This is a genomic window from Streptomyces sp. NBC_00190, assembly GCF_036203305.1.
GTDB lineage: Bacteria > Actinomycetota > Actinomycetes > Streptomycetales > Streptomycetaceae > Streptomyces.
In genome coordinates, this window is sequence record NZ_CP108131.1 from 3618920 (window position 1) to 3642892 (window position 23973).

Sequence of the window (23973 nt, forward strand, 5' to 3'; positions counted from 1 at the left end):
TCAGTACTGGCGCACCCCGGAGGTGGCGATGGCGGCAACGCTCAAGGACGCTACGGCGATAGTCGGCATCGGCCAGACCGCCTTTGCCAGACAACTGCCGGAGTCCGAGAAAGAATTGGCCTGCCGGGCCATCCTGGCGGCCCTCACCGACGCGGGCATCGAACCGTCCGAGGTCGACGCCTTCGCCTCGTACACCATGGAGGAGACCGACGAGGTCGAGGTCGCCAAGGCCATCGGCGCCGGCGACGTCACCTTCTTCTCCAAGGTCGGCTACGGAGGCGGCGGCTCCTGCGCCACCGTCGGCCACCTCGCCTCCGCCGTCGCCACCGGCCAGGCCACCGTCGGCGTCGCCTGGCGCTCCCGCAAGCGCGGCTCAGGACCCCGCCCCTGGAAGAACACCGCGGTCCAGCTGCCCACCCCCGGACAGTGGACCCGCCCCTTCGGCCTGCTGCGCCCCGCCGACGAGATCGGCATGCTGGCCCGCCGCTACATGCACGAGTACGGCGCCACCCGCGACCACCTCTTCAACGTGGCGATGGCCTGCCGCAACCGGGCCAACGAGAACCCGGCCGCGATGATGTACGAGCGCCCGCTGACCCGCGAGATGTACATGAGCGCCCGCATGATCAGCGACCCGCTCTGCCTCTTCGACAACTGCCTCGAGACCGACGGGGCGCTGGCCTGCGTGATCGTCTCCGCCGAGCGGGCCCGGGACTGCCGCCAGAAGCCCGTGTACGTGCACTCCGTCGCGCAGGGCCTGCCCGCCCAGCACCACGGCATGGTCAACTACTGGAACGACGACCCGCTGTCCGGGCCCGCCTGGACCGCGGCCCGGCACCTGTGGAAGCAGGCGGACTTCGGGCCCCAGGACGTGGACGTCGCGCAGATCTACGACGCCTTCACCCCGCTGATCCCGCTCTCCCTGGAGGGCTACGGCTTCTGCGGGCGCGGCGAGGGCGCCGCCTTCACCGAGGGCGGGGCCCTGGAGATGGGCGGCCGGCTCCCGATCAACACGGGCGGCGGCGGCCTCAGCGAGGCCTACGTGCACGGCTTCAACCTGATCAACGAGGGCGTCAAGCAGCTGCGCGGCGTCTCCACCGCCCAGGTGCCCGACGCCGCCACCTGCCTGGTGACGGCGGGCGAGGGTGTCCCGACGTCCGCGATCCTGCTGCGAGCCTGAGGAGCCGACCGATGACCGCACCCGCCACCGACGAGCTGCTGCTCCCGGTCCCCGACGAGGACGGCGCCCCCTTCTGGGAGTACGCGGCCCGGGGCGAACTCCGCGTCCAGGCCTGCGCCGCCTGCGGCAGGCTCCGCTTCCCGCCGCGCCCCTGCTGCCCGCACTGCCGGTCCTTCGACTCCGAGTGGCGCCTGATGTCCGGCCGCGGCCGGATCTGGTCCTACGTGCGGCCGCACCCGCCGCTGCTGCCCGCGTACGCCGCGCAGGCCCCGTACAACGTGATCCTCGTGGAGCTCGCCGACGCCCCGCACATCCGGCTGGCCGGGAACCTGGTGGCCTCGGCGGACGCCCCGCTGAACTCGGTGGACCCGGCCCGGCTGCGCATCGGCGCGCGCGTGCAGGTGGTCTTCACCGAGACGGGCGGGATGGCCGTGCCGCGCTGGATCCTGGAGCGGTCATGACCGTGCGGGTGGAGCGGGACAAGGCGACCGGGGTCGCGGTCGTCACCCTGGACCGGGAGCACAGGCACAACGCCGTCGACCTGGGGACCGCGGCCGAACTGAGCGAGGTGTGGCGGGAGTTCCGCTTCGCCGAGGACGTACGGGCGGTGGTGCTGACGGGAGCCGGGACGGCGGCCTTCTGCACGGGCATCGACCGCGGCGTGGACGTCCCCCAGCCCGGCTCCCCGTACTCGGCCGACGATCCGCTGCTCTCCATCGGCCCGAAGGCGGGCGACCTGTGGAAGCCGGTGGTCGCCGCCGTGAACGGCATGGCGTGCGGCGGGGCCTTCTACCTGCTGGGCGAGGCGGAGTTCATCATCTCGTCCACGTCCGCGACGTACTTCGACCCGCACACCTCGTACGGGATGGTCAGCGCCTACGAGGCCGTCTACATGGCGCAGCGGATGCCCTTCGGGGAGGCCGCCCGGATGTCCCTGATGGGGACGGCGGAACGGCTCTCCGCGCAGCGGGCCTACGACATCGGCCTGGTGTCGGAGCTGGCCGAGCCCGGTGACCTGCTCCCGGCGGCCCTGCGCGCGGCCCAGACCCTGGCCGGCTTCCCGACGGAGGCCGTGCAGGGCACCGTACGGGCCCTGTGGTCGGCGAAGCAGGCGGCGCTGCAGCAGGCGTTGGCGCAGGCTCCGGCGCTGATCGCGCTGGGGAACCTGGCGCCGGAGCGCCAGGCGGACCTGTTCGCGGGGCGGCGGCGGGCGCCGGAGCCGCGGGTGCGGTGAGGCCCGGGCGAGACCGCTGAGCGCTAGGAGGGGGTGATCCGGCCGAGCCGGCAGTTCTTGACCTCGGACGCCTTGTCCGCCTGCGTCATCGGGACGGTGACGATCCGGGTCTCGTTCGCCCCCAGCGTGAGCCGGATGGTGTTCCGGTCGACCGCGGCCCCGGTCGCGCCCTCGAACACCACCGGCACGTCCACCGCGCGCTGCGTGTTCACGGCGGAGGTGACCTTGAGAGTGGCTTCCGTCTTCCCGGCGCCGACGCAGCTGACGACCTCGGCGCGCGCGGGCGGAGCGGTGTTGCCGGGTGAGGGCGTCGGGCTGCTGGAGCTGCCGTTGCCGCTGCTGTGGGACTTCTTCTTCGTCTTGGAGCTGGAGCAGCCGCCTCCGCCGCTGCTCTTGCTCTTGCTCTTGCCGCTGCTTCCGCTGCTGCTGCTCCCGCCGTGCGACGAGAACCCGGTCAGCGCGAACACGACGGCGACGAGCACCGCGGTGAATCTGATGTGACGTCCAGCCACCATGGCCCGAACCCCTCCCGTTGGACAGACGGCGCGTCACGCTACCAGGCCCCCTCCTGGCAGGCACCGGCCTTGCGCGCGTCCCCCGGGTGCGCGGGCCGGTGCCCGGGCGTAGCGTCGGGATCGAGGCCCGCACCTCGCGGGTCGGGGCGTGTCCGCGAGGTACCCGGCTCCCCGAGGGGTCTCATCGAAGCGGCGGCCGCCGTCCGAGCCCCTTCCGTGCCTTGCACGACGGCCGTCCCACGGACACGGGACACGGGCCCACGCCGCACGCCGCACGCCGGAAACGGCGGCGGCCCCGGCCCCCGGAGAGGGGGCGGGGCCGACCGGCCGTACTGGCGGAGAGGTGATCAGGCGGCGTCGACGACGCCCGAGGCCGCGATCTCGATCTTGGCGCGGGTGGCGCCGGACTGGGAGCCCAGGGACTCGATCTTCTTGACCAGGTCCGAACCCTCGACGACCTCGCCGAAGACGACGTGCTTGCCGTCGAGCCACGGGGTCGAGACGGTCGTGATGAAGAACTGCGAGCCGTTGGTGTTGCGGCCGGCGTTCGCCATCGACAGCAGGAACGGGCGGTCGTGCTTCAGCTGGAAGTTCTCGTCGGCGAACTTCTCGCCGTAGATGCTCTTGCCGCCGGTGCCGTTCTGGTTGGTGAAGTCGCCGCCCTGGAGCATGAACTCCGGGATGACGCGGTGGAACGGCGAGCCCGCGTAGCCGAAGCCGTGGACGCCCGTGGCCAGCTCGCGGAAGTTCTGGGCGGTCTTCGGGACGACCTCGTCGAAGAGGTTGAAGACGATGCGGCCGGCGGCCTCGCCGTTGATGTTGATGTCGAAGTAGACGTTGCTCATGGGGTCCATCCTGTCACTCCCCGTCCGGTGCGCTACCCGGCGGGGCCGCGGCCCGGCCGGGTGGCGCACCGGACAGGTCAGCCGCTCGTACGGGTGCCCGTGCCCTTGGCCGCGTCCAGGGCGTACACGCAGCGGTCCTTGCTGCACGCGTAGACCACGCCCGCCTCGGCGACGGGGGCGCCCGTGATCTCACCGCCCGTGGCCAGCTTCCAGCGCAGCTGCCCGCCCGCCGCGTCCAGCGTGTACAGGCAGTGGTCGGCCGAGCCGAAGTGCACCCGGCCGTCCGCGACCGCGGGCAGGCCGGTGATCTCGCCGCCCGCCGCGAACCGCCACTTGGGGGTGCCGGTGACCGCGTCGAGCGTGTACAGCGCGCTGCCCGCGCCCAGGTGGACGTTGCCGTTCGCCACCAGCACCGGGTCCGCGGACGAGCGCGCCTCGGTCGCGATCCGCCAGCGGTCCTGCCCGGTGGCCGCGTCCAGCGCGTACACGGTGCCCAGATAGTCGGCGAGGTAGACCCCGCCGCCCGTGACGGCGGCGCCCGGCGCGAAGGCCGGCGGCGCCAGGAAGACCGCGGGGGCCTCGAAGTGCCAGCGGACCCGCCCCGACGCCCGGTCCACGGACAGCACCCGGGTGCCGGCCGCGACGTAGACGTTGCCGTCCGGCGCCGGGGTGACCCGTACGGGGACGTTCCCGCAGGAGGCGGCGTCGCCGACCGGGTACGACCAGGACTCGCGGCCGCTGCGTGCGTCGAGCGCGCGCAGCCGGGCGTCCGCCCACACGTACACCGTGCCGTCGTGCAGGACGGGGGCCGCCTCCGGGGTCTCGAAGTCGGTCTGCGCGCCGGTCAGCTCCCAGAGCTTCTGGCCGTTGGACGCCTCCCAGCCCTGTACGCCGCCACCGCGGGTGGCGGTGACGACCGTGCCGCGTTCCGCGCGCAGGGCGTACACCCAGGCGTCGGAGGCCAGCCGCCACCGCTCGGAGCCGTCGGAGGCGTCGAGCGCGTAGAGCGAGGGGCCGTCGGAGGCGTGGATGCGGCCGTCGGCGACGGCCATGGACCAGGCGACGTCCCGGGTCTTGAACTGGCGGCGGCCGCTCGCCACGTCCAGGGCGTGCACCTCGAAGGAGGTGACGTAGAGCAGGTCGCCGGCGACGGTCGGGGTGCCCCAGACCTCGTTGGACATGCGGAAGCGCCACGGGCGCCAGCGGCCGCTGTCCGGGGCCGGCCCGGGGGCCGGTACGGACGCCACGGCGGAGCCGGACGGGGTGGCGGACGCCGCGCCGCCGGGCGGGCGGACCCAGCCGGTCGCCGAGTCCACGGAGGCGTGCGCGGCGGGCGCCGCGGCGCTCGCGCGCGGCCCGGGACCGATCGGCACCGGGGAGCCGCCCAGCCGGACGGGCTCGCCGGAGGGCGCCGGGGTCATCGGGGGGTGGTGCGGGCGCTGCGGAACGGCCTGGCCGGTGCGCGGGTCGACCCATCCCTCGGCGCCGCGCGGGCGGCGGTGCGTGGCGGCCGCGGAGCCCGGCCCGCGGGAGGCGCCGCCCCCGCCGTCCCGGCCGTGGCCGGGCGCGGGCACCACGGCGGCGGCGGGCGTACGGTTGCCGGCCCGCCGGGCCTCGATCATCGCGACGGCCCGCCCGGGCAGCCACGCCGAGGCGGTCCCGCTGTCGTCGCCGCCGTCGAACAGGTGCGGGGCGAGCTGCGCCTGTAGGTCGGCCGGGGTCGGCCGCAGCGTGGCGTCCATCTGCATGCAGGAGTCGATCAGCGGCCGCAGCTCCTCGGGCAGCCCCTCCAGGTTGGGTCCCTCGCGCAGCAGCATGAAGACCGTCTCCACCGGGTTGGCCCCGTGGTACGGCGGATGCCCGGTCGCGGCGAAGACCAGCGTCGAGCCGAGCGAGAAGACGTCGCTGGCGCCCTTGACGCTGCGCGAGTCCTTCGCCTGCTCGGGCGACATGTACGCGGGGGTGCCGACGGCGACGTTCGTCATGGTCAGGCGGGTGTTGGAGACCCCGCTCGCGATGCCGAAGTCGATCACGCGCGGCCCGTCCTCGACGACGAGGACGTTGGACGGCTTCAGGTCGCGGTGGACCAGGCCGGCGCCGTGGATGGACTGCAGCGCCTCGGCGATCCCGGCCGCGAGCCACCGTACGGCCTGGGCGGGCATGGGCCCGCACTCGTTGACGATCTCCTCCAGGGAGGGCGCCGGGACGTAGGCGGTGGCCAGCCACGGGACGGCAGCGCGGGGGTCGGCGTCGACCACGGCCGCGGTGTAGAAGCCGGACACGGCGCGGGCCGCCTCCACCTCGCGGGTGAAGCGGACCCGGAACAGCTGGTCCTCGGCGAGCTCGGTGCGCACCGTCTTGATCGCGACCCGTCGTCCGGACGCGGACCGTGCGAGATAGACCAGCCCCATGCCGCCGGCGCCGAGCCGTCCCAGCACCTCGAAGGGGCCGATCCGTCTCGGGTCGTGCTGCGTCAGCTGCTCCACCACTCGCCTCCACACCTCCCCGTACGAACCCTCGCCGGGCCCGCTTCCACCAGCACGCGCACCGGTACGGGGCCCTGGTCGTGCCCCGTGCAGCGTCTCACCCCCGGACGCCGCCCGGGTCGCGCACCCCGATTCTGTCAGGCCCGCGCCCGGTCCGGCCCCGGCACGGCGGACGCCGGGTCCTGTCGCGTAGGTCACGCTCGCGCCGGGCGTCGGCCGGACATGGCCCGGGCGCGGCCCGGGGCACGGCTCAGGCGTGGTTCAGGCCCGGTCCGCCGGCTCGGTGCCCGGTTCCGACAGCAGCCCGAAGACGGCCCCCTGATTGTCGGCGACGACCGCGATCCTCCCGTAGGGGGTGTCGAAGGGGTCGGCGGTGACCCGGCCGCCGAGCCGCTGCACCGCGGCCACGGACCGGTCGCAGTCCGGGACGGCGAAGTACGCCAGGAAGTGGGCCGGCATGATCTCCGGGAAGGCGTCGGTGATCAGGCTGCGGCCCATGACGGCGGTGCCGGTGCCGGGCGCGCTGCCGGGCGGGGACCAGAGGCGGTACTCCACGCCCGCGTCGTCCTGGTCCTGCGGGACGTAGCCGAAGACCTTGGCGTAGAAGACGTCCACGGCGTCGCGGGCGCGCGTGTAGACCTCGGTCCAGCAGTACGTGTACGGCTCCTGCTGGGCCTCGAAGCCGTGGTGGGTGCCGGGCTGCCACAGGCCGAAGACGGCCCCGCCGGGGTCGGCGGCCATGGCCGCGGTCCCGTACGGGCCGACCGGCATCGGGTCCATCACCATCTGGCCTCCGGCGGCGCGGATGCGCTGGGCGCAGGCGTAGGCGTCGCGGGTGTAGAGGTAGATCCCCCATACGGTGGGCATCCGGCCGTCGGGCTTGGGGGCGAGGGCGGCGACGTTGCGGCCGCGGCTGTAGGCCTGCGTGTAGTGGCCGTACTCGGCACCCGCGCCCTCGGAGAAGGTCCACCCGAAGAGCTCACCGTAGAAGCGCTTGCCCGCCTCGACGTCCGGGAGCGAGGCGTCCACCCAGCAGGGTGCGCCTTCCGCGAATGCGGCCATGGGCCCGGTTCCTTCCGTTGTGCGGGGGTGTGTACCCTCTCACCCCTCCCAGCCATGATCCGCCCGAAAACTTGTCCACAGCCTGTTGATAAGACTAATCGGGGGAAACGTTGAGGAACCGGGCGACACGCCCGGACCGGGCTCCGGAGCCGGTCGTGCGGGCGGTCGCGTGGGCGCACCGCGGCCGGACAGCGGCCGGATCGCGGCCGGATTTCGCCGCCTTGGCCGCACGGGACCGGCTTCCGCCCAGGCCAGGGACCCCGTAACCCCATTTGCAGGCGGCCGAATAGCGCGCCCATCACCCCTCGGTAAGCTGACGGCATGACAGGACAAGTACGCACCGTCGACGGGCGTGTCGCAGGCCGGCGCGGCCAGGCGACGCGGCAGAAGCTGCTCGACTGCCTCGGCGAGATGCTCAGCTCCTCGCCGTACCGCGACGTCAAGGTGATCGATGTCGCACGCAAGGCCGGCACCTCGCCCGCGACCTTCTACCAGTACTTCCCGGACGTCGAAGGCGCCGTCCTGGAGATCGCCGAGCAAATGGCCACCGAAGGTGCCCAGTTGACGGCACTGGTCGAAGGCCGGAACTGGGTCGGCAAGGCCGGCTGGGCCGCCGCGGAGGAACTCGTCGAGGGCTTCCTGGAGTTCTGGCGGCGCAACGACGCGATCCTGCGGGTCGTCGACCTCGGCGCGGCCGAGGGCGACAAGCGCTTCTACAAGATCCGCATGAAGATCCTGAACTCGGTCACCAACTCCCTCACGGAGTCGGTGAAGGAGCTCCAGTCCAAGGGCAAGGTCGACAAGGACATCAGCCCTGCGGCGATGGCCGGTTCGCTGGTCGCGATGCTGGCCGCGGTCGCCTCGCACCAGAAGGGCTTCCAGACCTGGGGTGTCAAGCAGGCCGAACTCAAGCCGAACCTGGCGCTGCTCGTCCACCTCGGCATCACGGGCAAGAAGCCCACCAAGTAGCGGCGGGCCCCTCCCGGGTCCGCCGCCCCGGTACTGCTTCCGTACGCCTGCGATCAGCGTCGCTCCAGGCGGAACAGCCGGATCTCGCGCTCGATGCGCGCCTGGTACGTCGCGTACGGCGGCCAGAACCTCAGCACCGCCTGCCACGCCGCAGCGCGCTCCTCACCTGCCAGCAGCCGGGCCCGTACGGCGATGTCCCGGCCCTTCCAGCTCACGGACGCGTCCGGGTGCTTGAGCAGGTTCCCGGTCCACGCCGGGTGCCCGGGCCGCCCGAAGTTGGAGCCGATCAGCAGCCAGCTCGCCCCGTCGCCCTCCGGCATGCAGGCGAGCGGGGTGGTGCGCGGCTCGCCGGTCCTGGCGCCCTTGGCGGTGAGAATCACGCCCGGCAGCATCTGGGCGCTGAGCATGACCTTGCCGCGGGTCAGTTTGTGCACCGCCTTGTCCATGGCGGGGATGAAGTGCGGTGCGATCTTGGCGAACAGCATGGTCGAGGAGACCTTCTGCATCAGCCTGACGCCGGGAGCCACCCGGTCCGCGCGAGCCATCAGACGGCCACCTTCACGTGTGCGGTCGGGGACGCGAACAGGCCCGCGCGGTCGGCGGCGTGCGCCCGCAGCCGGTGGACCGGGCCGAACAGCAGCTCGTCGGCCGCCGCGCGCTTGAAGTAGAGGTGCGCGTCGTGCTCCCAGGTGAAGCCGATCCCGCCGTGCAGCTGGATCGCCTCGCCCGCGGTCACGCGCAGCGCCTCCAGGGCCTGGGCGAGGCCGAGGCCGCCCTGCCGCGGGTCCCAGGCGGCGTAGTAGGCCGCCGAGCGGGCCGCCTGCACCTGTACGTAGAGGTCGGCGAGGCGGTGCTTGACCGCCTGGAAGGAGCCGATCGCCCGGCCGAACTGCTCGCGCTGCTGGACGTAGTCCACGGTGCGGGCGAGCGCCTGGGCGGCCGCGCCGACCGCCTCGGCGGCGAGCGCGGCGCAGGCGGTGGCGCCGGTCGCGGCGAGGGCGCGCAGTACCTCGCCGTCGGCGTCCGCCTCGCCCAGCAACTCGGCCGGGGAGTCCCTCAGCTCGATCCGGGCCTGGGGGCGGGTCTCGTCCAAGGTGGCCTGCCTCGACCGGACGAGTCCGGGCGCGTCCTCCCGTACGAGGAACAGCAGCGTACGGCTGCGCGCGAATCCGCCCGTGTGCGCGGCGACCAGCAGCAGCGAGGCGCTGTGCCCGTCGAGCACCTGGGCGGCCTCCCCGTACAGCCGCCAGCCGTCGCCGTCGGCGTCGGGGCGGGCCTGGACCCCGCCCGCACGGCCGCCGCCGGACCACGGGCCGGCGGTGTTGTCGCCGGTCAGCGCGAGGGCGGTGGCCAGCGCCGGGCCGGGGACGGCGAGGGCGGCGGTCAGCCCGCCGGCGGCCAGCGGCGGGAGCAGCGCGGAGCGCTGGGCGGCGGTGCCGAGCGCGGTGATCAGCGGCACGCAGAGCGCGGCGGTGGCGAACAGCGGCGAGGGCAGCAGCGCCCGCCCGGTCTCCTCGCAGGCCAGGGCCAGGTCGGCGGGCGTACAGCCGACGCCGCCGTACTCCTCGGCGACGGCGAGGCCCGGCAGTCCGAGCCGCTGGGAGAGCTGCTGCCACAGCTCGCGGTCGTGTCCGCAGGCGGTGCGGACGGCGGCTTTGACCTCGTCCGGGCCGCAGCGTTTGCCCAGGATCTCGCGCAGGGTACGGCGCATCTCTTCCTGCTCCGCGGTGAAGGCGGCATCCATCGTCGGGCTCCTCCCGGGGGCACCTCCCAGCGACAGCCGGGGGTATCTGACGGGCCGTCATGTTAGGGCGGGCGGACGCAGATGCACAGGGGGCGGACGGAACGGGCCGCAATCGCGGGCTAGCTTCTGACGATGCGTCAGATGTACCGTCCCCTCATGCCTGGACTCACACCCGGACCCCTTTCCGGACCCGCATCCGGACCCGCCCCCGGTCGTGCGCCCCGCCCCCGCCGCAGGGTCGCGGTGGTCGGCGTCGCGATCTCGGACTGCGGCCGGGTGGACGGGCCCACCCCGTACGCCCTGCACGCGCAGGCCGCCCGCCGCGCCCTGGCCGACTCCGGCCTGGACCGCTCGGTCATCGACGGCTTCGCCTCCGCCGGCCTCGGCACGCTCGCGCCGGTCGAGGTGGCCGAGTACCTGGGCCTGCGCCCCACCTGGGTCGACTCCACCTCGGTGGGCGGCTCCACCTGGGAGGTCATGGCCGCCCACGCGGCGGACGCGATCGCCGCAGGGCACGCGGGCGCGGTCCTGCTGGTCTACGGATCCACGGCCCGCGCGGACATCAAGGCCCGGCGGCGGACCTCGAACCTCTCCTTCGGGGCGCGCGGACCACTGCAGTTCGAGGTCCCGTACGGCCACACGCTGGTCTCCAAGTACGCGATGGCCGCCCGCCGCCACATGCACGAGTACGGGACGACGCTGGAACAGCTCGCCTCGGTGGCCGTGCAGGCCCGCGCGAACGCGGCCACGAACCCCGACGCGATGTTCCGCGACCCGATCACGGTGGACGATGTCCTGTCCGGCGAGATGATCGCGGACCCGTTCACGAAACTGCACTGCTGCATCCGCTCGGACGGCGGCTGCGCGGTGCTGCTGGCGGCGGAGGACTACGTACCGGACACGGCGAAGGCACCGGTCTGGATCCTGGGGACGGGGACCTCGGTCTCCCACACCACGATGTCGGAGTGGGAGGACTTCACGGTGTCCCCGGCGGCGGTCTCGGGCCGGACCGCCTTCGAGCGGGCGGGCCTGACCCCGGCGGACGTGGATGTGGCCGAGATCTACGACGCCTTCACGTACATGACCCTGGTGACCCTGGAGGACCTCGGCTTCTGCGCGAAGGGCGAGGGCGGGGCCTTCGTGGAGAAGGGCCGCCTGCTGCGCGAGGGGGAGCTCCCGGTCAACACGGACGGCGGCGGCCTCTCGGCCTGCCACCCGGGCATGCGGGGCCTGTTCCTGCTGGTCGAGGCCGTCCGCCAGCTCCGCGGCGAGGCCGGCCCGGGCCAGGTCACCAAACCCGGCAACCGCCTCCCGGAGGTGGCCCTGGCCTCGGGCACGGGCGGCTGGTTCTGCTCGTCGGGGACGGTGCTCCTGGGACGGGGGTGAGGGGGCGGCCCTGCCGCAATCCTCGCCGTCGGCACCGGCCTGGGCGGCGAGGTCGGTGTGCCCAGAGGCGACCTCGAATACCCTGGCCGGCAGAAGGCCCCCGCCGCTTCGATCGGCAGGGGCCTTCGTCATGCGGCGGACATCAGTCGTCGGCGCTGGTGTCGTCCGAAACCACCGAGACGATGGCGTCGGCCGGCGGACGGGGATCGGGCACGAACACGTACGTCACGGACAGTGCAGGCATCGTTGCTCGCTGCTCGATCCGAGTCGTCCACACCTGGACACCGCCGGGCCTGACCTGCACCAGGCGCCCCAGGCGCGGTGTCGCCGAAAGCTCCGTCTGCAGCTCTTCGACTGCGGTCGAGACCTCGTCCCCCAGTTCGGCGACACGCTTGGCGGCGGCGTGGGTGATTTCCACGACCACCGGCTCCCCCTGATTGCTCAACGGCCCCTTTCCTCCTTCAGGGACTGCACAAGCGCGATCCCCTCGGCGAGGGCCTCCTCGAACCCCGGGTCGCAGCGCGTCAGTACGTGACCCCGGTAGGCGGCGATGATCTCGGACACTTCACTCAGGTCGGTGTAGTCGACGCGCTCCAGAGTCGCGGCGAGTTCAGCCTCCATGCCTGCCAGATCGCCGGGGAACCCGAGACCGGCTGCGAGGGCTGCGCGGACCTCTCCGAGGGTGCGCATGGGCGGCGGGGCGGGTGGGGCAATGGGGGAAAACTGGGTGGGTCGTCATAGACGCAGGCACCAATCGGTCTGGGGCAAGGACAGGGCCCTGACCCGGTGTGCAACGACGCTACTCCTCAGCCCCAGGTGATGGTGCGGCTCATTTCGAGTTTGGCGAGGCACCGCTTCACCTACGCACGGTCGGCCGTCGGCTGGGCCCGTGGTGTTCCATAGGCGGCATGACCCGTGAGATCGGCACCGACGAGTTCCGCGAGACCCTGCACTCCCTGCGGGTGTGGGACGGCCCGCTTCCCGGATTCGATGCCGGACAGGCGCCCGAGGAGCCGTTGGCGCTGTTCCGGGAGTGGTTCACGCACGCCGCGCGGGCGGGGCAGGCCGAGCCGCACACCATGAGCCTGGCGACCGTGGACGGCGAGGGGCGGCCCGACGTGCGCACGCTGATGCTGCACGACGCCGACACGCGGGGCTGGCACTTCGCCTCGCACGCCACCAGCGCCAAGGGCAGGCAGCTGGCCGGGCAGCCGGAGGCCGCGCTCGGGTTCTACTGGCCGGCCGTGGCCCGGCAGGTACGTATCCGGGGGCGGGTGACCGCCTGCGGGCCCGAGGAGAGCCGGGCCGACCTGGCCGTGCGCTCGCGCGGGGCGCTGGCCGCCGCGCTCACGGGCCGCCAGAGCGAGGTCCTCGGCTCCGCCGAGGAGCTGACGCGGGCTTCGACGGCCGCCTGGGAGCGGGCCGGGGCCGAGCCGGACGCCCCGGCCCCGACGTGGACGCGGTACGTGCTCGACCCGGTGGAGGTCGAGTTCTTCCAGGGCGACGCCGCCCGCCGCCACGTCCGGCTGCGCTACCGCCGCGCCGCCGACGGCTCCTGGGTCCGCGAACTGCTCTGGCCGTAGGACCTGCGAAGTAATCTCAGACGATGAGCGTCCTTTCCTGTCACGAAGTGACCAAGAGCTTCCGGAAGCACTCCGTGCTGGCAGGGGTTCATCTCAGCCTGGAGGCCGGCGAGATCGTCGGCCTCCTCGGGCTCAACGGCGCGGGCAAGACCACCCTGATGCGGGTGATCACCGGGCTGTCCACCCCCGATTCCGGTGAGGTGCGGCTGTTCGGGGAGGCCTTGCCGATGCGGCCGCGGCAGCTCGACCGGCTCGGAGCCGCGCTCGACGCGCCCGCCTTCCACCGGTGGTCCACCGGACGCGCCATGCTGCGCACCCTGCTCGACACCGCCGGGCTGCCCGACGGCGGGCGCATCGCCCGCACGCTCGACCGCGTCGGGCTCAGCGGCGCCGCCGACCGGCGGCTCGGGACGTACTCGCAGGGCATGCGGCAGCGGCTGGCCATCGCCGCGGCGCTGCTCAAGCAGCCCGATCTGCTGATCCTCGACGAGCCCACCAACGGGCTCGACCCCGAGGGACTGCGCATGGTGCGGCGGATCGTGGCCGAGGAAGCCGCCCGCGGAGCCGCCGTCCTCGTCTCCAGCCACCAGCTCGACGAGATCCAGCGCATCTGCCACCGCGTGATCATGCTCGCCCAGGGACATATCGTCGCCGCCGGCACCCTCGGCGCACTCGGCTACGACCCCGAGAGCGGTCCGGCCGCCTTCGAAGACTGGTTCTTCGGGCTCGTCGGAGACGGCGGCCGCCGGTGAACCGCCTCGTCCGGGCCGAGACCCGGCGGCTGCTGCGGCACCCGCTGGCCCTCACCCTCGCCGCGCTGTTCGTCTTCGGCTCCCTCTACTGCGCCTGGGTGAGCCAGAACATGGCCTCGTACAACATCCAACAGGTGCAGTCCAACCTCGACTTCCTCCCCGCCTCGTGCGAGTCCAAGCAGAACACCCCGGAGCAGAAGGCCAAGTGCCTCGCCGAAGTGCCCCTGCAGGCCGTCGGGCTGGAGCGGATCCAGGACCGGTTCGTCGCGGAAGGGGTGCGTGCCGCGCAGGCCCAGCATCCCGCGGGTGCCCTGCTGTGGACCGTACGGCTGATGACGTCCGTCCCGGGGCTCGCGCTCCTCGTCATGCTGGCGGCCTTCTCCGTCGCGGGCGAGTGGACCCGGGGCAGCATCGTGCCGCTGCTCCTCTACGAGTCCCGCCTCAGCCGGCTCCTCGCCGCCAAGGCCCTGGCCGTCTGGGTGTGGAGCCTCGCGCTGCTGTGCGCGTCCGCCGCCGTGACGGCCGCGTTCGGCCTGCTGTACGGCCGTGGCGCCTATCCGCTGCCTTCGCCCGGCGCCCTCGGCACCGTCCTCGCCGACACCGCACTCGGCGTACTGGCCGGGGCTGCCGTGCTGGCCGGGGCCGCAGCCGTCGCGGTCGCCCTCGGCGCACTGCTGCGCCAGCCGATGCGCACCTTCCTCGCCGGGATGCTGGTGCTCGTCCTCGTGGTCCGCACCTCCGCCGCCCCGGGGCTGGGCGCCTGGCTCCCCGGCGGGGCGCTGGCCGACCTCGTCGGCTTCGGCGCGGTCGACGGGGTCTGGGACCACTTCTGGATCTCGACCGACCCCTCCACCGTCCCCGTCCTGCTCCGCGTCCTGCCGACCCTGGTCCTCATCGGCCTGCTCTGGCTCGGGCTGGACCGCCTCAACCGGACCCGGGACCGCGCCTGATGGCCGGTACCCGGCGGCGGCCGGTACGCGGGGAAGGGGCCGCCTGGGCCGGCGAGCTGCGGGCCCTGTGGACCGTTCCCGTGTGGGGCGTGACCGCGGCCGTGGTGCTGCTGGCCCTGGCGCTCGTCGGCCGGCTCTGGATCTCGGGCGCCCCGTACGGGGTGCTCGACCCCTCGGTGTCGGCACTCACCTCGCTCCCGTCCGCACTGCGGGCGGCGGCCTGGCAGTTCGCGACCCTGCTGGGGCTCGTCCTCACGGCGGTGGTCGTCGCGACGGGACTCGGCCAGACCCTGGAGGGCGGCACCTGGAGCGCCCTGCGCCTGTTCGAGAACCGCGTCGGGGTGCTGTGGGCGCGCAAGGCGGGCGCCGCACTCGTCCTGTCGCTCGCCGGTCAGATCGTCACCGGCGTGCTGCTGTGGCTGGCCACGTCGGCGCTCGCGCGGCTGTGGCCGGTGCGGCCCCCCGCGGTGCCCCCGGGGTTCGGCGGCGGGGCCGTCCACACTCCCCTTCCCCTGCCCGTCGAGTCCGCGACCTGGGGCCAGGCGATCGGCGCCATCGCCGCCGCCCTCCTGGTCCAGGTCCTCTTCGTCTCCCTCGCCGGGCTCGCAGCGGCCCTGCTGCGCAGCGTCATCGGGACCCTGGCGCTCGGGGTCGGGCCCCTGCTGGTGACCGCGCCGCTCGTATTGCTTCCGGCGGCGCCGTTCCTGCCTCACCGCTGGATCGCCGATCTGCTGAACCTGCCCTCCGAGGCCCAGTACCAGCTGTACCTCTGGAATCAGGCCCCGCCCGATCCGTCACCCCTGACCGGGGGCCTCGCCCTCGCCGCGGTCGCGGCCCTGGCCGCCGTGGCCGCCTGGGCGGCGCTGCGGGGCGAGCGGGCGCTACGGCCCGTCGACTGACCCCGCCGACTGGCCCCCGGGGTCAGTCCGCCGGACGGAACACCGCCACCCACACCCCGTCCGCCGCCTCGCGGAAGGTGACCGTGAGCGGCATGCCGACGCGCAGGTCCGCCGCCTCGCAGCCGACGACCTCCGTCATCATCCGCGGACCCTCGGCCAGGTCGACGACCGCCGCCGTGTACGGCACGCGCGTGCCGAACGGCGGGAGGTCGTTGCGGTGGATCACCGACCAGGTGTAGAGGGTCGCGCGGCCGCTCGCCGCCTCCCACGCCACCCGGTCCTCACCCGCCCAGCAGAACGGGCAGAACTCCCGCGGGTAGTGGTGCGTACGCCCGCACTGCGCGCAGCGGCGCAGCAGGAGCCGGCCGTCGGCCGCCGCGTCCCAGTAGGGGCGGGTGAAGTCGTCCGCCTCGGGGAGGTCGTACCGTACGGCGCTCAGGGGTGCGTTCACAGGAAAAGTCCGATCGCCGCGTCGAGGGACCAGGTCTGCCAGGCCATCGCGAAGAGCGCGACGAGCGAGATGAGCGCCATCATGGCGTTCTGGCCCTGCTCGGCCCAGTCGTGGATCATCAGGACGAGGTAGAGCAGGTTCAGCAGCAGCCCTCCGACCAGCGCGACCGGGGTCAGGAAGCCGAACACCAGGCCCAGCCCGAGGGCGAGTTCCGCGTAGACGACGATGTAGGCCATCACCTTCGGCCGCGGCCCCACGACCAGCTCGAAGCCGCCCCTGACGAAGGTCCAGCGGTGCTTGCCCGCGACGTCGGCGGCCCAGGCGATGCCGGTGCCGCGTTCGAACCAGCCCTTCTTGTCCTTGTGCCGCCAGCTCTCCAGCCACCACAGGCCGAGGCCTATCCGGAGCACGGCGAGCCACTCTGCCCCACTGAGCCAGATGGTCTGCATCCCACCCTCACCCACCCAATCGATCTGACGGTACGTCAGTTCAGCGGATCGGAGGCGATCACGCAAGGGCCCGGCCGGGGTCGGGCGCCGCGACATCACTGACCCAGACCGGGAAGGGCGGGAACTCCGGCTCGGCCGGTTCCCGTACCTCGTCGAGCTCCGACCAGGCGATGAGCCCGGGATCCCCGTCGGCGAGGAAGGCCTCCACGACGGGCCCGAGGTCGGTGACGGGCACGTAGGCACCCCCGAACGGCAGCTCGTCCGCGGCCACCGACCCGGTCGAGCAGCGCAGCTGGCCGGCCTGCTCGTCGTGCCAGACGTAGAACGTCGCCGGCCCCGCGAAGCCCCGTTCGAGAATGCGGCGCCGGATGGCTCCGGCCGTCCGCTCGAAGGCACCGGCCACGTCGGCGACCGACAGGGACCGCCGGTCCTCGTCCTGCGCGCTCAGCCACCAGGTGTTGGTGTCCCGCTCGGCCTGCCGGTCGGCCGGGTCCAGCACGAGGGGCTCGTCCGCTATTTCCGCGATGTACGTCAGAAGCACCGCAGCAGTATCCCGGCGCGCCGGGGCCCGTGACCGATCCGCAATCGATTCCCTCCTCGTCCGAGACCCATCAACCCAGCGTGGCGATACGATCACACCTCATGCCAGGAGTCCCCGCAGCACCCGACATGAGCACCCAGCCCCGCCCCGTGTACGTCATAGGCGGCGGTCCCGGCGGTCTCGCCGCCGCCGCGGCGCTGCGCGCCCGCGGGGTCCGCGCGGTGGTCGTCGAGAAGTCCGACGAGGTCGGCGCCTCCTGGCGGCGCCACTACGACCGCCTCCACCTGCACACCACGCGACGGCTCTCGGCCCTGCCGGGCCTGGCCATGCCGCGCCGCTTCGGCCGCTGGGTCGCCCGCGAGAACGTGGTGCGGTACCTAGAGAAGTACGCCGAGTTCCACGGGCTGGAGATCGTCACCGGCGTCGAGGTGACCCGGATCGAGCGCGAGGCGGACGGCGGCTGGACCCTGCACGCGAGCGGCGGGCGGGTGCTCACCGCCGGGGCCGTGGTCGTCGCCACCGGCTTCAACCACACGCCCGTGCTGCCCGACCGGCCGGGCCTGGACGGCTACACCGGACGGCTGCTGCACGCCGCCGACTACCGCAACCCCCAGCCCTACGCCGGCCAGGACGTGCTCGTCGTCGGCGTCGGCAACACCGGCGCCGAGATAGCCGTCGACCTCGCCGAGGGCGGGGCCGCCCGGGTGCGGCTCGCCGTGCGCACCGCGCCGCACATCGTGCGCCGCTCCACCGCGGGCTGGCCGGCTCAGCGCACGGGGATCCTCGTACGCCGGCTGCCCGTGCGGCTCGTGGACCGGCTGTGCGTGCCCGTCGCCAAGGCCTCCGTCCCCGACCTGTCGGCGTACGGGCTCCCGCGCCCCGGCCCCGGCCTGTACAGCAGGGTCAAGGAGGGGGCGATCCCGGTCCAGGACGTCGGCCTGATCGAGGCGGTCCGCGCCGGGCGGGTCGAGCCGGTCGCGGCCGTCGAGGCCTTCGACGGCGCCGAGGTGGTCCTCGCGGACGGCTCGCGCATCACCCCGGACGCGGTGGTCGCGGCGACCGGATACCGCCGCGCGCTGGAGGGCCTGGTGGGCCACCTGGACGGGGTGCTCGACGAGCACGGGCGGCCCCGTACGCACGGCGCCGACACCCCGGCCCAGGCCCCCGGCCTGTACTTCACCGGCTTCACCAACCCGATCAGCGGGATGCTCCGGGAGCTGGCCCTGGACGCCGAGAAGATCGCCAAGGCCGTGCAGCGGCACCTGCGCAGAGCGGCCTGAACGGCACTCTGGACCCGATCAGAGGAAATCTGCCACCGTTTTACACACCACCTCCACCAGCTTTCCTGCGCAGCCCTGTTCCTGACGGCACGTCAGTTCAGTAATCTGACTACGCGTCAGTTATTGAGGTTCCATCGAGGTTCATCGAGCAGGAGCGGGCGGAACGATGCTTGGATCTACTCACGGCACCCTCACCACCGACTTCCGCGCACGTGTCGAGGCCTGCGGGGAGTCCCCCAGGACGGCCGTCCACTCGACCGCGGCCAAGGCCACCGAGGACGCGGTCGCCGTGGACGTCAGCGGGCGGCCCCTGCACTCCGACGTCCCCGACCTGGACCGGTTCTTCCGGCCCGAGTCGGTCGCCGTCGTCGGCGCCTCCGACGCCGAGGGCAGACCGAACACCGGCATCACCCGCCAGCTCATCGCCTGGGCGCAGCGCGTCGGCGCCCGGCTCCACCCCGTGCACCCGACCCGCGAGAGCGTCTTCGGGCTGCCGTGCGCGCCCTCGGTGGCGGCCCTGCCCGAACAGGTGGACCTCGCCGTCCTGCTCGTCGCCGACCCGCTCCCCGTGATCGAGGAACTCGCCGAGACCAAGGTGAAGTTCGCCGTCGCGTTCGCCTCCGGTTTCGCAGAGACCGGCGACGCGGGCGCCGCCGCCCAGGCCCGCCTCACGGCCGCCGTCGGCCGCTCCGGCCTGCGTCTGCTGGGCCCCAACACGAACCTCAACGCCTTCGAGGAGTTCCGCGACGACCTCGACGGCCCGGCCATCGCTCTGATCACCCAGTCCGGGCACCAGGGCCGGCCCGTCTACACCCTCCAGGAGCTGGGCATCCGCCTCTCCCACTGGGCGCCGACGGGCAACGAGGCCGACCTGGAGACCGCCGACTTCATCTCCTACTTCGCCGAGCAGCCCGAGGTCGGGGCCATCGCCTGCTACGTCGAAGGCCTCAAGGACGGCCGGTCCTTCCTGCTCGCCGCCGACCGGGCGGCCCGAAACGGGGTCCCGGTCGTCGCCGTCAAGGTCGGCCGCACCGAGACCGGGGCCCGGATGGCCGCCTCCCACACCGGGAAGCTGACCGGCGCGGACACCGTCGTGGACGCCGCCATGCGCCAGTTCGGCGTGATCCGTGTCGACGGCCTGGACGAACTCCAGGACACGGCCGCGCTCCTGGCCCGCGCCCGCGAGCCCAAGGCCGACGGCGTGGTCGTCTACTCCATCTCCGGCGGCACCGGGGCCCACTTCTCCGACCTCGCCTCCGAGGCGGGCCTGACCCTCCCCGCCCTCTCCCGGGCCAAGCAGGACGAGCTCCACCAGTGGATCCCGGAGTACCTGAACGTCGCCAACCCCGTCGACAACGGCGGCCACCCCGTCGGCGACTGGCGCGGCCGCAAGATCATCGACGCGATCCTCGCCGACCCGTCCGTCGGCGTGCTGATCTGCCCGATCACCGGCCCCTTCCCGCCGATGAGCGACAAGCTCGCCCAGGACCTGGTGGACGCCGCCGAAGCCACGGACAAGCTCATCTGCGTGATCTGGGGCTCCCCGGTCGGCACCGAGGAGGCCTACCGGACCACCCTGCTCGGCTCCTCCCGCGTGGCCACCTTCCGTACCTTCGGCAACTGCATCACCGCGGTGCGCGCCTACCTCGGCCACCACCGCTTCACCGCGTCCTACCGCTCCCCCTTCGACGAGGCCCCCCGCACGCCCTCCCCCTCGTACCGCAAGGCGCAGGCCCTGATGCGCCCGGGCCAGCAGCTCAGCGAGCACGCGGCGAAGCAGCTGCTGCGGGCGTACGGGATACGGGTCCCCCGCGAGCAGCTGGTGACGAGCGCGGCGGCGGCCGTCCGCGCGGCCGGTCTGGTCGGCTACCCGGTCGTCATGAAGGCCTCGGGCCCCCAGCTCGGCCACAAGACCGAACTCGGCCTGGTCAAGATCGGCCTGACCTCGGCCAGCCAGATCCGCGACGCGTACCGCGAGCTCACCGACATAGCCCGCTACGAGAACGTCCCGCTGGACGGCATCCTGGTGTGCCAGATGGTCGAGCGGGGCGTCGAGATGGTCGTCGGCGTCACCCAGGACGACCTCTTCGGTCCCACCGTCACCGTCGGCCTCGGCGGGGTCCTCGTGGAGGTCCTGCACGACGCGGCGGTCCGGGTGCCGCCGTTCGGTGAGGACCAGGCGCGCCGGATGCTCACGGAACTGCGCGGGCACGCGCTGCTGGAGGGCGTACGGGGGGCGCCGCCGGCCGATGTCGACGCCCTGGTGGAGGTCATCCTGCGGATCCAGCGGATGGCGCTGGAACTCGGCGACGAGCTGTCCGAGCTGGACATCAACCCGCTGATGGTCCTCCCCCGCGGACAGGGTGCGGTGGCGCTGGACGCCCTCGCCATCTGCCGCTGACCGGCGCGAACCACTACCGGGGGTCCGGGGGCCGGACCCCCGGCAGCGGTGCCGCGCCCGGCACCCGGCCTCGCCCAACGACCCCTGAACGGGAGTTCAACCCATGACGGACGAGATCCTGCACCGCCTGGACAACGGCGTCTCCTGGATCACCCTGAACCGCCCCGACGCCATGAACGCCGTCACCTGGGACCAGCGCGAGCGCGTCATCGCGCTGCTCGCCGACGCCTCCGCCGACCCCGGCGTCCGCGCCATCGTCATCACCGCCACCGGCAAGGGCTTCTGCGCCGGCGCCGATCTGCGGGGCGGCCCCGCCGTCGGCGACCGCGTCACCGGCGACGTCGCCCGCATGATCCGCCTCGGCGCGCAGCGCCTGATCACCGCGGTGCTCGACTGCGAGAAACCGGTCGTCGCCGCCGTCAACGGCACGGCCGCCGGCATCGGCGCCCACCTCGCGCTCGCCTGCGACCTGGTCATCGCCGCCGAACCGGCCCGTTTCATCGAGGTGTTCGTCCGCCGCGGCCTGGTTCCCGACGGCGGCGGGGCGTACCTGCTGCCCCGCCTGGTCGGCCCGCAGAAGGCCAAGGAGCTGATGTTCTTCGGCGACGCCGTCCCCGCGGCCGAGGCCGAGCGCCTCGGTCTGGTCAACAAGGTGGTCCCGGCCGAGGAGCTGGAGGCCACCGCCCGCGCGTGGGCCGAGCGCCTCGCCCAGGGCCCCACCCGGGCCCTCGCCATGACGAAGCAGCTGGTCAACGCCTCCCTGGACAGTGACCGGGCGACCGCGCTGGCCGCCGAGGCCACCGCCCAGGAGCTCAACATGACCACGGCCGACGCCAATGAGGGCGTGAGCAGCTTCGTGGAGCGCCGCACGCCCAAGTACCTCGGCCGCTGAGCGCGCCGCGGCGGGCTACATCCGCGGGCTGGGCTTCAGCAGCGCGAACACGGCGCCCGCCGGGTCCGAGGCCCACGCGATGCGGCCGACGTCCGGCACGTCCGCCGCGGGCATGAGCACCGCACCGCCGTTGCCCTCGATCGCCGAGACGGTGGCGTCCACGTCGCCCACGTTGAAGTACGGCACCCAGCGCGGCACCATCGCCGACCCGCCGCCCGCGCCCTCGCCCTGCGGCGCGATCCCGCCGAAGGACGTCTGCTGCTTGTCGCCCTCGGCGAGGCTCAGCACCCGGTACGTCATCCCGGGCGTCTGCATCTCCTCGTGGCGCCACCCGAACGGCCCGTAGTAGAAGGCGATGGCGGCGACGGGGTCCGGGACGTGCAGCTCCACCCACACCACGGAGTTCTCGGCGGAGGTCAGCTCCAGCCCGGCGGTCTTCCCGGGCTGCCAGCACGCGAACTCGGCGCCCTGCGGGTCGGTGAACTGCGCCAGCCAGCCCTCGCCCATGACGTCCATGGGCTCCATCCGCACCCGCCCGCCGCCGTCCCTGACGGCCTGGGCGGTGGCCTGGATGTCGGGGCTCATGAAGTGGACCATCCACGCGGACGTGGCCCCCTCCTCGGTGAGGGGGCCCATCGCGGCGACGGTCTTCCCGTCCGCCCGGAAGAAGCCGTACCCGCCCGCCTCGGGCCCTGCGGACTGGAACTGCCAGCCGAACACGGCGCCGTAGAAGCGCGCCGCGGCGTCGGTGTCGGGGCTGCCGAGGTCGAGCCAGTTGGGTGATCCGGTACGGAAGTCGGTGCCGAGCATGGTGCCTCCTGCGGGTGGGGTGGACGACGACCCGGGCCACGATGCCGACCGTCCCCTGCCGCCCGCCCGCACTTCCCCCCGCGGGGACGGTGGATTCACCCGTTGGGGGGAACCGCGAGGCTCACCACTCCAGCCGCGCGATCTCCTCTCGCAAGGTCTCCTCCAGGCCTTTGCGGCAGACGAGCAGGTCCGGCAGCCGGGGGTCGCGCCGGTTGTAGCGCAGCGGGGATCCGTCGAGCCGGGAGGCGTGGGCGCCGGCGACAGGGCCACGGCGACCGGCGCAGGCACCGGCGCGGGCACCGACAGCCCGGGCCCGGTGGCGAGCACCCGGCCCTTGGGCGCGCAGGGCGGCGGGATCCGCGAATCCGGTCCGGGCCCGCAGGTGGCCGATCCGACGACGAAGGCGATCGCGAGGCGTATCCACAGGTTCAGGCCGAACAGGGCGTATCCGACGCTGAGCAGGGCGAGCGCGGCGCCGCGCAACGAGGTGACCACCCGGTCCCCGGATTCGGTGAGCGGGCCGACGCGTGAGCCGCGGCGCCTGAGGGCGAGTACCGCCCGCAGGGCGGCCGGCCCGCCGGGGTCGCCCGGCGCGATCTCGGGCCAGGGTTCGCCGTTCGCGGTCCAGGCCACGTCGGCCGCCTGCGGGTGGCGTACCTTCACGTCCTGCAGTGCGCCGTGCGCCGTCTCCAGGTACACCTGCCGGGCGTACCGTACGGGCGCGGTCCGGCTCACCGGCTCGACGAGCGCGATCCGCGCGTGGGGATCGCGGAGTGGTCCCCGGTCCGTCAGATCCCCACGCGGTCCAGTGCCGGCAGGAACTGGTCGTAGAAGCTCACCTTGACCTGGAGCGAACGCTCCTCGGACTCCCTGAAGGCGTCGGCCGCCCCCTCGCCCCCGCCCAGCAGGAACTCCCTCAGCCGGGTCGCCAGCCGGTCGGGGTGGGCCGTGGACAGCATGCCCCCGGCCGCGAGCGTGCGCGTCTTGGCGTCGTGGACGTGGTGCGGGTGGTAGAAGCGCGAGAGGTTCTCGCCGTCCCGGGTCAGCAAGGGCTCCATCCGCTGCCACAGCCGCCCGTACTCGACGGACACCAGGATCTCGCCCCAGAAGCGCAGGACCGTCAACAGCCGCAGGTCGGCGTCGTCATGGGTGCCCGCGTCCGCGATCAGGTCGAAGGTGTCGCCGATCGCCCGCTTCGTCGCAGGCGTCGGCCTGGTGTGGACGAGATCGGTCCGCGAGACGCCGAGTCTCGACATGTCCTGCGTCATGTCCTCGCGGTGCGAGGGCGTGTTCCCGCGCCGGTCCGGATACTCCTCGCGCAGGATGACCCGGGCGATCCGCAGCCCCACCTCGTCGCGCAGGAGATCGATCGCCAGGTCGTAGGCCGGCGTGAAGGCGAGCGAGAGGAAGCGCCGCTGCAGCAGGATCGCGGCGAAGTCCTCGTCCGGAAGCAGCGCGATGTTCGCCAGGACCGGGTGCTGCTCGTACCGCCCGATCAGTTCGTCCTCGAACATGTCCAGTTCACGCACGACCGTAACTCCTCT

The 23973-nt window shown here is 73.3% G+C and carries 25 protein-coding genes; 12 read left to right on the forward strand and 13 right to left on the reverse strand.

Annotated elements, in window-relative coordinates; translation table 11 throughout:
• Positions 1-28: 28 nt before the first annotated feature.
• The 3 genes from OG429_RS17335 to OG429_RS17345 are packed head-to-tail and all read left to right on the forward strand — an operon-like array spanning position 29 to position 2414.
• A complete protein-coding gene (locus OG429_RS17335) occupies positions 29-1180 on the forward strand; it encodes a lipid-transfer protein (RefSeq protein WP_328926221.1) in 1152 nt (383 codons plus the stop codon).
• Between the two features lie 11 nt (positions 1181-1191).
• The gene (locus OG429_RS17340) at positions 1192-1641 is read left to right on the forward strand and encodes a Zn-ribbon domain-containing OB-fold protein (RefSeq protein ID WP_328926222.1); all 450 of its coding nucleotides are present in this window, start codon (positions 1192-1194) and stop codon (positions 1639-1641) included.
• Positions 1638-2414: an enoyl-CoA hydratase/isomerase family protein gene (locus OG429_RS17345; protein WP_328926223.1), complete on the forward strand. Its 777-nt coding sequence runs from the start codon at positions 1638-1640 to the stop codon at positions 2412-2414. Before OG429_RS17340 ends, OG429_RS17345 begins: the two co-directional genes overlap by 4 nt.
• Before the next feature lie 23 nt (positions 2415-2437).
• Here OG429_RS17345 and OG429_RS17350 read toward each other — a convergent pair whose 3' ends face one another.
• From OG429_RS17350 to OG429_RS17365, 4 genes are all read right to left on the reverse strand, one after another.
• Positions 2438-2929: a hypothetical protein gene (locus OG429_RS17350; protein WP_328926224.1), complete on the reverse strand. Its 492-nt coding sequence runs from the start codon at positions 2927-2929 to the stop codon at positions 2438-2440.
• Positions 2930-3276: 347 nt separating this feature from the next.
• Positions 3277-3774 (reverse strand): peptidylprolyl isomerase, encoded by a 498-nt coding sequence (locus OG429_RS17355; RefSeq protein ID WP_328926225.1) that lies wholly within the window; start codon positions 3772-3774, stop codon positions 3277-3279.
• Positions 3775-3851: 77 nt separating this feature from the next.
• A complete protein-coding gene (locus tag OG429_RS17360) occupies positions 3852-6263 on the reverse strand; it encodes a serine/threonine-protein kinase (RefSeq protein WP_328926226.1) in 2412 nt (803 codons plus the stop codon).
• A 258-nt stretch (positions 6264-6521) separates the two neighbouring features.
• Positions 6522-7322, reverse strand: a complete 801-nt coding sequence (locus OG429_RS17365; protein WP_328926227.1) for a VOC family protein — start codon at positions 7320-7322, stop codon at positions 6522-6524.
• A gap of 321 nt (positions 7323-7643) precedes the next feature.
• Between OG429_RS17365 and OG429_RS17370 the strand changes: the two genes are divergently transcribed.
• Positions 7644-8291, forward strand: a complete 648-nt coding sequence (locus OG429_RS17370; RefSeq protein ID WP_328926228.1) for a TetR family transcriptional regulator — start codon at positions 7644-7646, stop codon at positions 8289-8291.
• 53 nt (positions 8292-8344) lie between these two features.
• Here OG429_RS17370 and OG429_RS17375 read toward each other — a convergent pair whose 3' ends face one another.
• Positions 8345-8836 (reverse strand): nitroreductase family deazaflavin-dependent oxidoreductase, encoded by a 492-nt coding sequence (locus tag OG429_RS17375; protein WP_328926229.1) that lies wholly within the window; start codon positions 8834-8836, stop codon positions 8345-8347.
• Positions 8836-10035 carry an acyl-CoA dehydrogenase family protein gene (locus tag OG429_RS17380; protein WP_328926230.1) on the reverse strand — a complete coding sequence of 400 codons (1200 nt, stop codon included), beginning with the start codon at positions 10033-10035 and terminating at the stop codon, positions 8836-8838. The genes OG429_RS17375 and OG429_RS17380 overlap by 1 nt, the downstream gene beginning before the upstream one ends.
• Before the next feature lie 156 nt (positions 10036-10191).
• Here OG429_RS17380 and OG429_RS17385 point away from each other — a divergent pair, with 156 nt between their 5' ends.
• Complete coding sequence (locus OG429_RS17385) at positions 10192-11421, forward strand: thiolase C-terminal domain-containing protein (RefSeq protein WP_328926231.1); 1230 nt, start codon at positions 10192-10194, stop codon at positions 11419-11421.
• Positions 11422-11563: 142 nt separating this feature from the next.
• Here OG429_RS17385 and OG429_RS17390 read toward each other — a convergent pair whose 3' ends face one another.
• The gene (locus OG429_RS17390) at positions 11564-11866 is read right to left on the reverse strand and encodes a hypothetical protein (RefSeq protein ID WP_328926232.1); all 303 of its coding nucleotides are present in this window, start codon (positions 11864-11866) and stop codon (positions 11564-11566) included.
• Positions 11863-12111 (reverse strand): hypothetical protein, encoded by a 249-nt coding sequence (locus tag OG429_RS17395; RefSeq protein ID WP_328926233.1) that lies wholly within the window; start codon positions 12109-12111, stop codon positions 11863-11865. Before OG429_RS17395 ends, OG429_RS17390 begins: the two co-directional genes overlap by 4 nt.
• 218 nt (positions 12112-12329) lie before the next feature.
• Between OG429_RS17395 and OG429_RS17400 the strand changes: the two genes are divergently transcribed.
• Genes OG429_RS17400 through OG429_RS17415 form a run of 4 tightly spaced genes read left to right on the forward strand, consistent with a single transcriptional unit; the run spans position 12330 to position 15605 of the window.
• Positions 12330-13004 carry a pyridoxine/pyridoxamine 5'-phosphate oxidase gene (locus tag OG429_RS17400; RefSeq protein ID WP_328926234.1) on the forward strand — a complete coding sequence of 225 codons (675 nt, stop codon included), beginning with the start codon at positions 12330-12332 and terminating at the stop codon, positions 13002-13004.
• A 23-nt stretch (positions 13005-13027) separates the two neighbouring features.
• Positions 13028-13756: an ABC transporter ATP-binding protein gene (locus OG429_RS17405; RefSeq protein WP_328926235.1), complete on the forward strand. Its 729-nt coding sequence runs from the start codon at positions 13028-13030 to the stop codon at positions 13754-13756.
• Positions 13753-14706 (forward strand): ABC transporter permease subunit, encoded by a 954-nt coding sequence (locus OG429_RS17410; RefSeq protein ID WP_328926236.1) that lies wholly within the window; start codon positions 13753-13755, stop codon positions 14704-14706. Before OG429_RS17405 ends, OG429_RS17410 begins: the two co-directional genes overlap by 4 nt.
• Positions 14706-15605 carry a hypothetical protein gene (locus tag OG429_RS17415; RefSeq protein WP_328926237.1) on the forward strand — a complete coding sequence of 300 codons (900 nt, stop codon included), beginning with the start codon at positions 14706-14708 and terminating at the stop codon, positions 15603-15605. The genes OG429_RS17410 and OG429_RS17415 overlap by 1 nt, the downstream gene beginning before the upstream one ends.
• 22 nt (positions 15606-15627) lie before the next feature.
• Here the strand turns inward: OG429_RS17415 and OG429_RS17420 are convergent, their stop codons facing one another.
• The 3 genes from OG429_RS17420 to OG429_RS17430 are packed head-to-tail and all read right to left on the reverse strand — an operon-like array spanning position 15628 to position 17046.
• Entirely contained in the window at positions 15628-16056 is a 429-nt protein-coding gene (locus OG429_RS17420) for a Zn-ribbon domain-containing OB-fold protein (protein WP_405921515.1), read from the reverse strand.
• The gene (locus OG429_RS17425) at positions 16053-16505 is read right to left on the reverse strand and encodes a DoxX family protein (RefSeq protein WP_328926238.1); all 453 of its coding nucleotides are present in this window, start codon (positions 16503-16505) and stop codon (positions 16053-16055) included. The genes OG429_RS17420 and OG429_RS17425 overlap by 4 nt, the downstream gene beginning before the upstream one ends.
• A 58-nt stretch (positions 16506-16563) precedes the next feature.
• Positions 16564-17046 carry a hypothetical protein gene (locus tag OG429_RS17430; RefSeq protein ID WP_328926239.1) on the reverse strand — a complete coding sequence of 161 codons (483 nt, stop codon included), beginning with the start codon at positions 17044-17046 and terminating at the stop codon, positions 16564-16566.
• A gap of 101 nt (positions 17047-17147) precedes the next feature.
• On the opposite strand from OG429_RS17430, the gene OG429_RS17435 reads away from it, so the two are divergent.
• The 3 genes from OG429_RS17435 to OG429_RS17445 all read left to right on the forward strand — a co-directional run bounded on the left by OG429_RS17435 (position 17148) and on the right by OG429_RS17445 (position 21619).
• Complete coding sequence (locus OG429_RS17435) at positions 17148-18326, forward strand: flavin-containing monooxygenase (protein WP_328926240.1); 1179 nt, start codon at positions 17148-17150, stop codon at positions 18324-18326.
• 166 nt (positions 18327-18492) lie between these two features.
• Positions 18493-20727, forward strand: a complete 2235-nt coding sequence (locus tag OG429_RS17440) for an acetate--CoA ligase family protein (RefSeq protein ID WP_328926241.1) — start codon at positions 18493-18495, stop codon at positions 20725-20727.
• 103 nt (positions 20728-20830) lie between these two features.
• A complete protein-coding gene (locus tag OG429_RS17445; RefSeq protein ID WP_328926242.1) occupies positions 20831-21619 on the forward strand; it encodes an enoyl-CoA hydratase/isomerase family protein in 789 nt (262 codons plus the stop codon).
• A gap of 15 nt (positions 21620-21634) precedes the next feature.
• Here the strand turns inward: OG429_RS17445 and OG429_RS17450 are convergent, their stop codons facing one another.
• Together OG429_RS17450 and OG429_RS17455 are read right to left on the reverse strand one after the other, a co-directional pair.
• Positions 21635-22429, reverse strand: coding sequence for a VOC family protein (locus OG429_RS17450; protein ID WP_328930316.1), 795 nt, complete (start codon positions 22427-22429; stop codon positions 21635-21637).
• Between the two features lie 788 nt (positions 22430-23217).
• Entirely contained in the window at positions 23218-23958 is a 741-nt protein-coding gene (locus OG429_RS17455) for a hypothetical protein (protein ID WP_328926243.1), read from the reverse strand.
• Positions 23959-23973 lie beyond the last annotated feature (15 nt).

What these genes read in the sequence shown, in the direction of transcription:
- OG429_RS17335 (WP_328926221.1), top strand. Translation starts at nt 29, where the DNA reads ATGGCGGCAACGCTCAAGGACGCTACGGCGATAGTCGGCATCGGCCAG.
- OG429_RS17340 (WP_328926222.1), top strand. Translation starts at nt 1,192, where the DNA reads ATGACCGCACCCGCCACCGACGAGCTGCTGCTCCCGGTCCCCGACGAG.
- OG429_RS17345 (WP_328926223.1), top strand. Translation starts at nt 1,638, where the DNA reads ATGACCGTGCGGGTGGAGCGGGACAAGGCGACCGGGGTCGCGGTCGTC.
- OG429_RS17350 (WP_328926224.1), bottom strand. Translation starts at nt 2,929, where the DNA reads ATGGTGGCTGGACGTCACATCAGATTCACCGCGGTGCTCGTCGCCGTC.
- OG429_RS17355 (WP_328926225.1), bottom strand. Translation starts at nt 3,774, where the DNA reads ATGAGCAACGTCTACTTCGACATCAACATCAACGGCGAGGCCGCCGGC.
- OG429_RS17365 (WP_328926227.1), bottom strand. Translation starts at nt 7,322, where the DNA reads ATGGCCGCATTCGCGGAAGGCGCACCCTGCTGGGTGGACGCCTCGCTC.
- OG429_RS17370 (WP_328926228.1), top strand. Translation starts at nt 7,644, where the DNA reads ATGACAGGACAAGTACGCACCGTCGACGGGCGTGTCGCAGGCCGGCGC.
- OG429_RS17375 (WP_328926229.1), bottom strand. Translation starts at nt 8,836, where the DNA reads ATGGCTCGCGCGGACCGGGTGGCTCCCGGCGTCAGGCTGATGCAGAAG.
- OG429_RS17380 (WP_328926230.1), bottom strand. Translation starts at nt 10,035, where the DNA reads ATGGATGCCGCCTTCACCGCGGAGCAGGAAGAGATGCGCCGTACCCTG.
- OG429_RS17385 (WP_328926231.1), top strand. Translation starts at nt 10,192, where the DNA reads ATGCCTGGACTCACACCCGGACCCCTTTCCGGACCCGCATCCGGACCC.
- OG429_RS17395 (WP_328926233.1), bottom strand. Translation starts at nt 12,111, where the DNA reads ATGCGCACCCTCGGAGAGGTCCGCGCAGCCCTCGCAGCCGGTCTCGGG.
- OG429_RS17400 (WP_328926234.1), top strand. Translation starts at nt 12,330, where the DNA reads ATGACCCGTGAGATCGGCACCGACGAGTTCCGCGAGACCCTGCACTCC.
- OG429_RS17405 (WP_328926235.1), top strand. Translation starts at nt 13,028, where the DNA reads ATGAGCGTCCTTTCCTGTCACGAAGTGACCAAGAGCTTCCGGAAGCAC.
- OG429_RS17415 (WP_328926237.1), top strand. Translation starts at nt 14,706, where the DNA reads ATGGCCGGTACCCGGCGGCGGCCGGTACGCGGGGAAGGGGCCGCCTGG.
- OG429_RS17425 (WP_328926238.1), bottom strand. Translation starts at nt 16,505, where the DNA reads ATGCAGACCATCTGGCTCAGTGGGGCAGAGTGGCTCGCCGTGCTCCGG.
- OG429_RS17435 (WP_328926240.1), top strand. Translation starts at nt 17,148, where the DNA reads ATGCCAGGAGTCCCCGCAGCACCCGACATGAGCACCCAGCCCCGCCCC.
- OG429_RS17440 (WP_328926241.1), top strand. Translation starts at nt 18,493, where the DNA reads ATGCTTGGATCTACTCACGGCACCCTCACCACCGACTTCCGCGCACGT.
- OG429_RS17445 (WP_328926242.1), top strand. Translation starts at nt 20,831, where the DNA reads ATGACGGACGAGATCCTGCACCGCCTGGACAACGGCGTCTCCTGGATC.
- OG429_RS17450 (WP_328930316.1), bottom strand. Translation starts at nt 22,429, where the DNA reads ATGCTCGGCACCGACTTCCGTACCGGATCACCCAACTGGCTCGACCTC.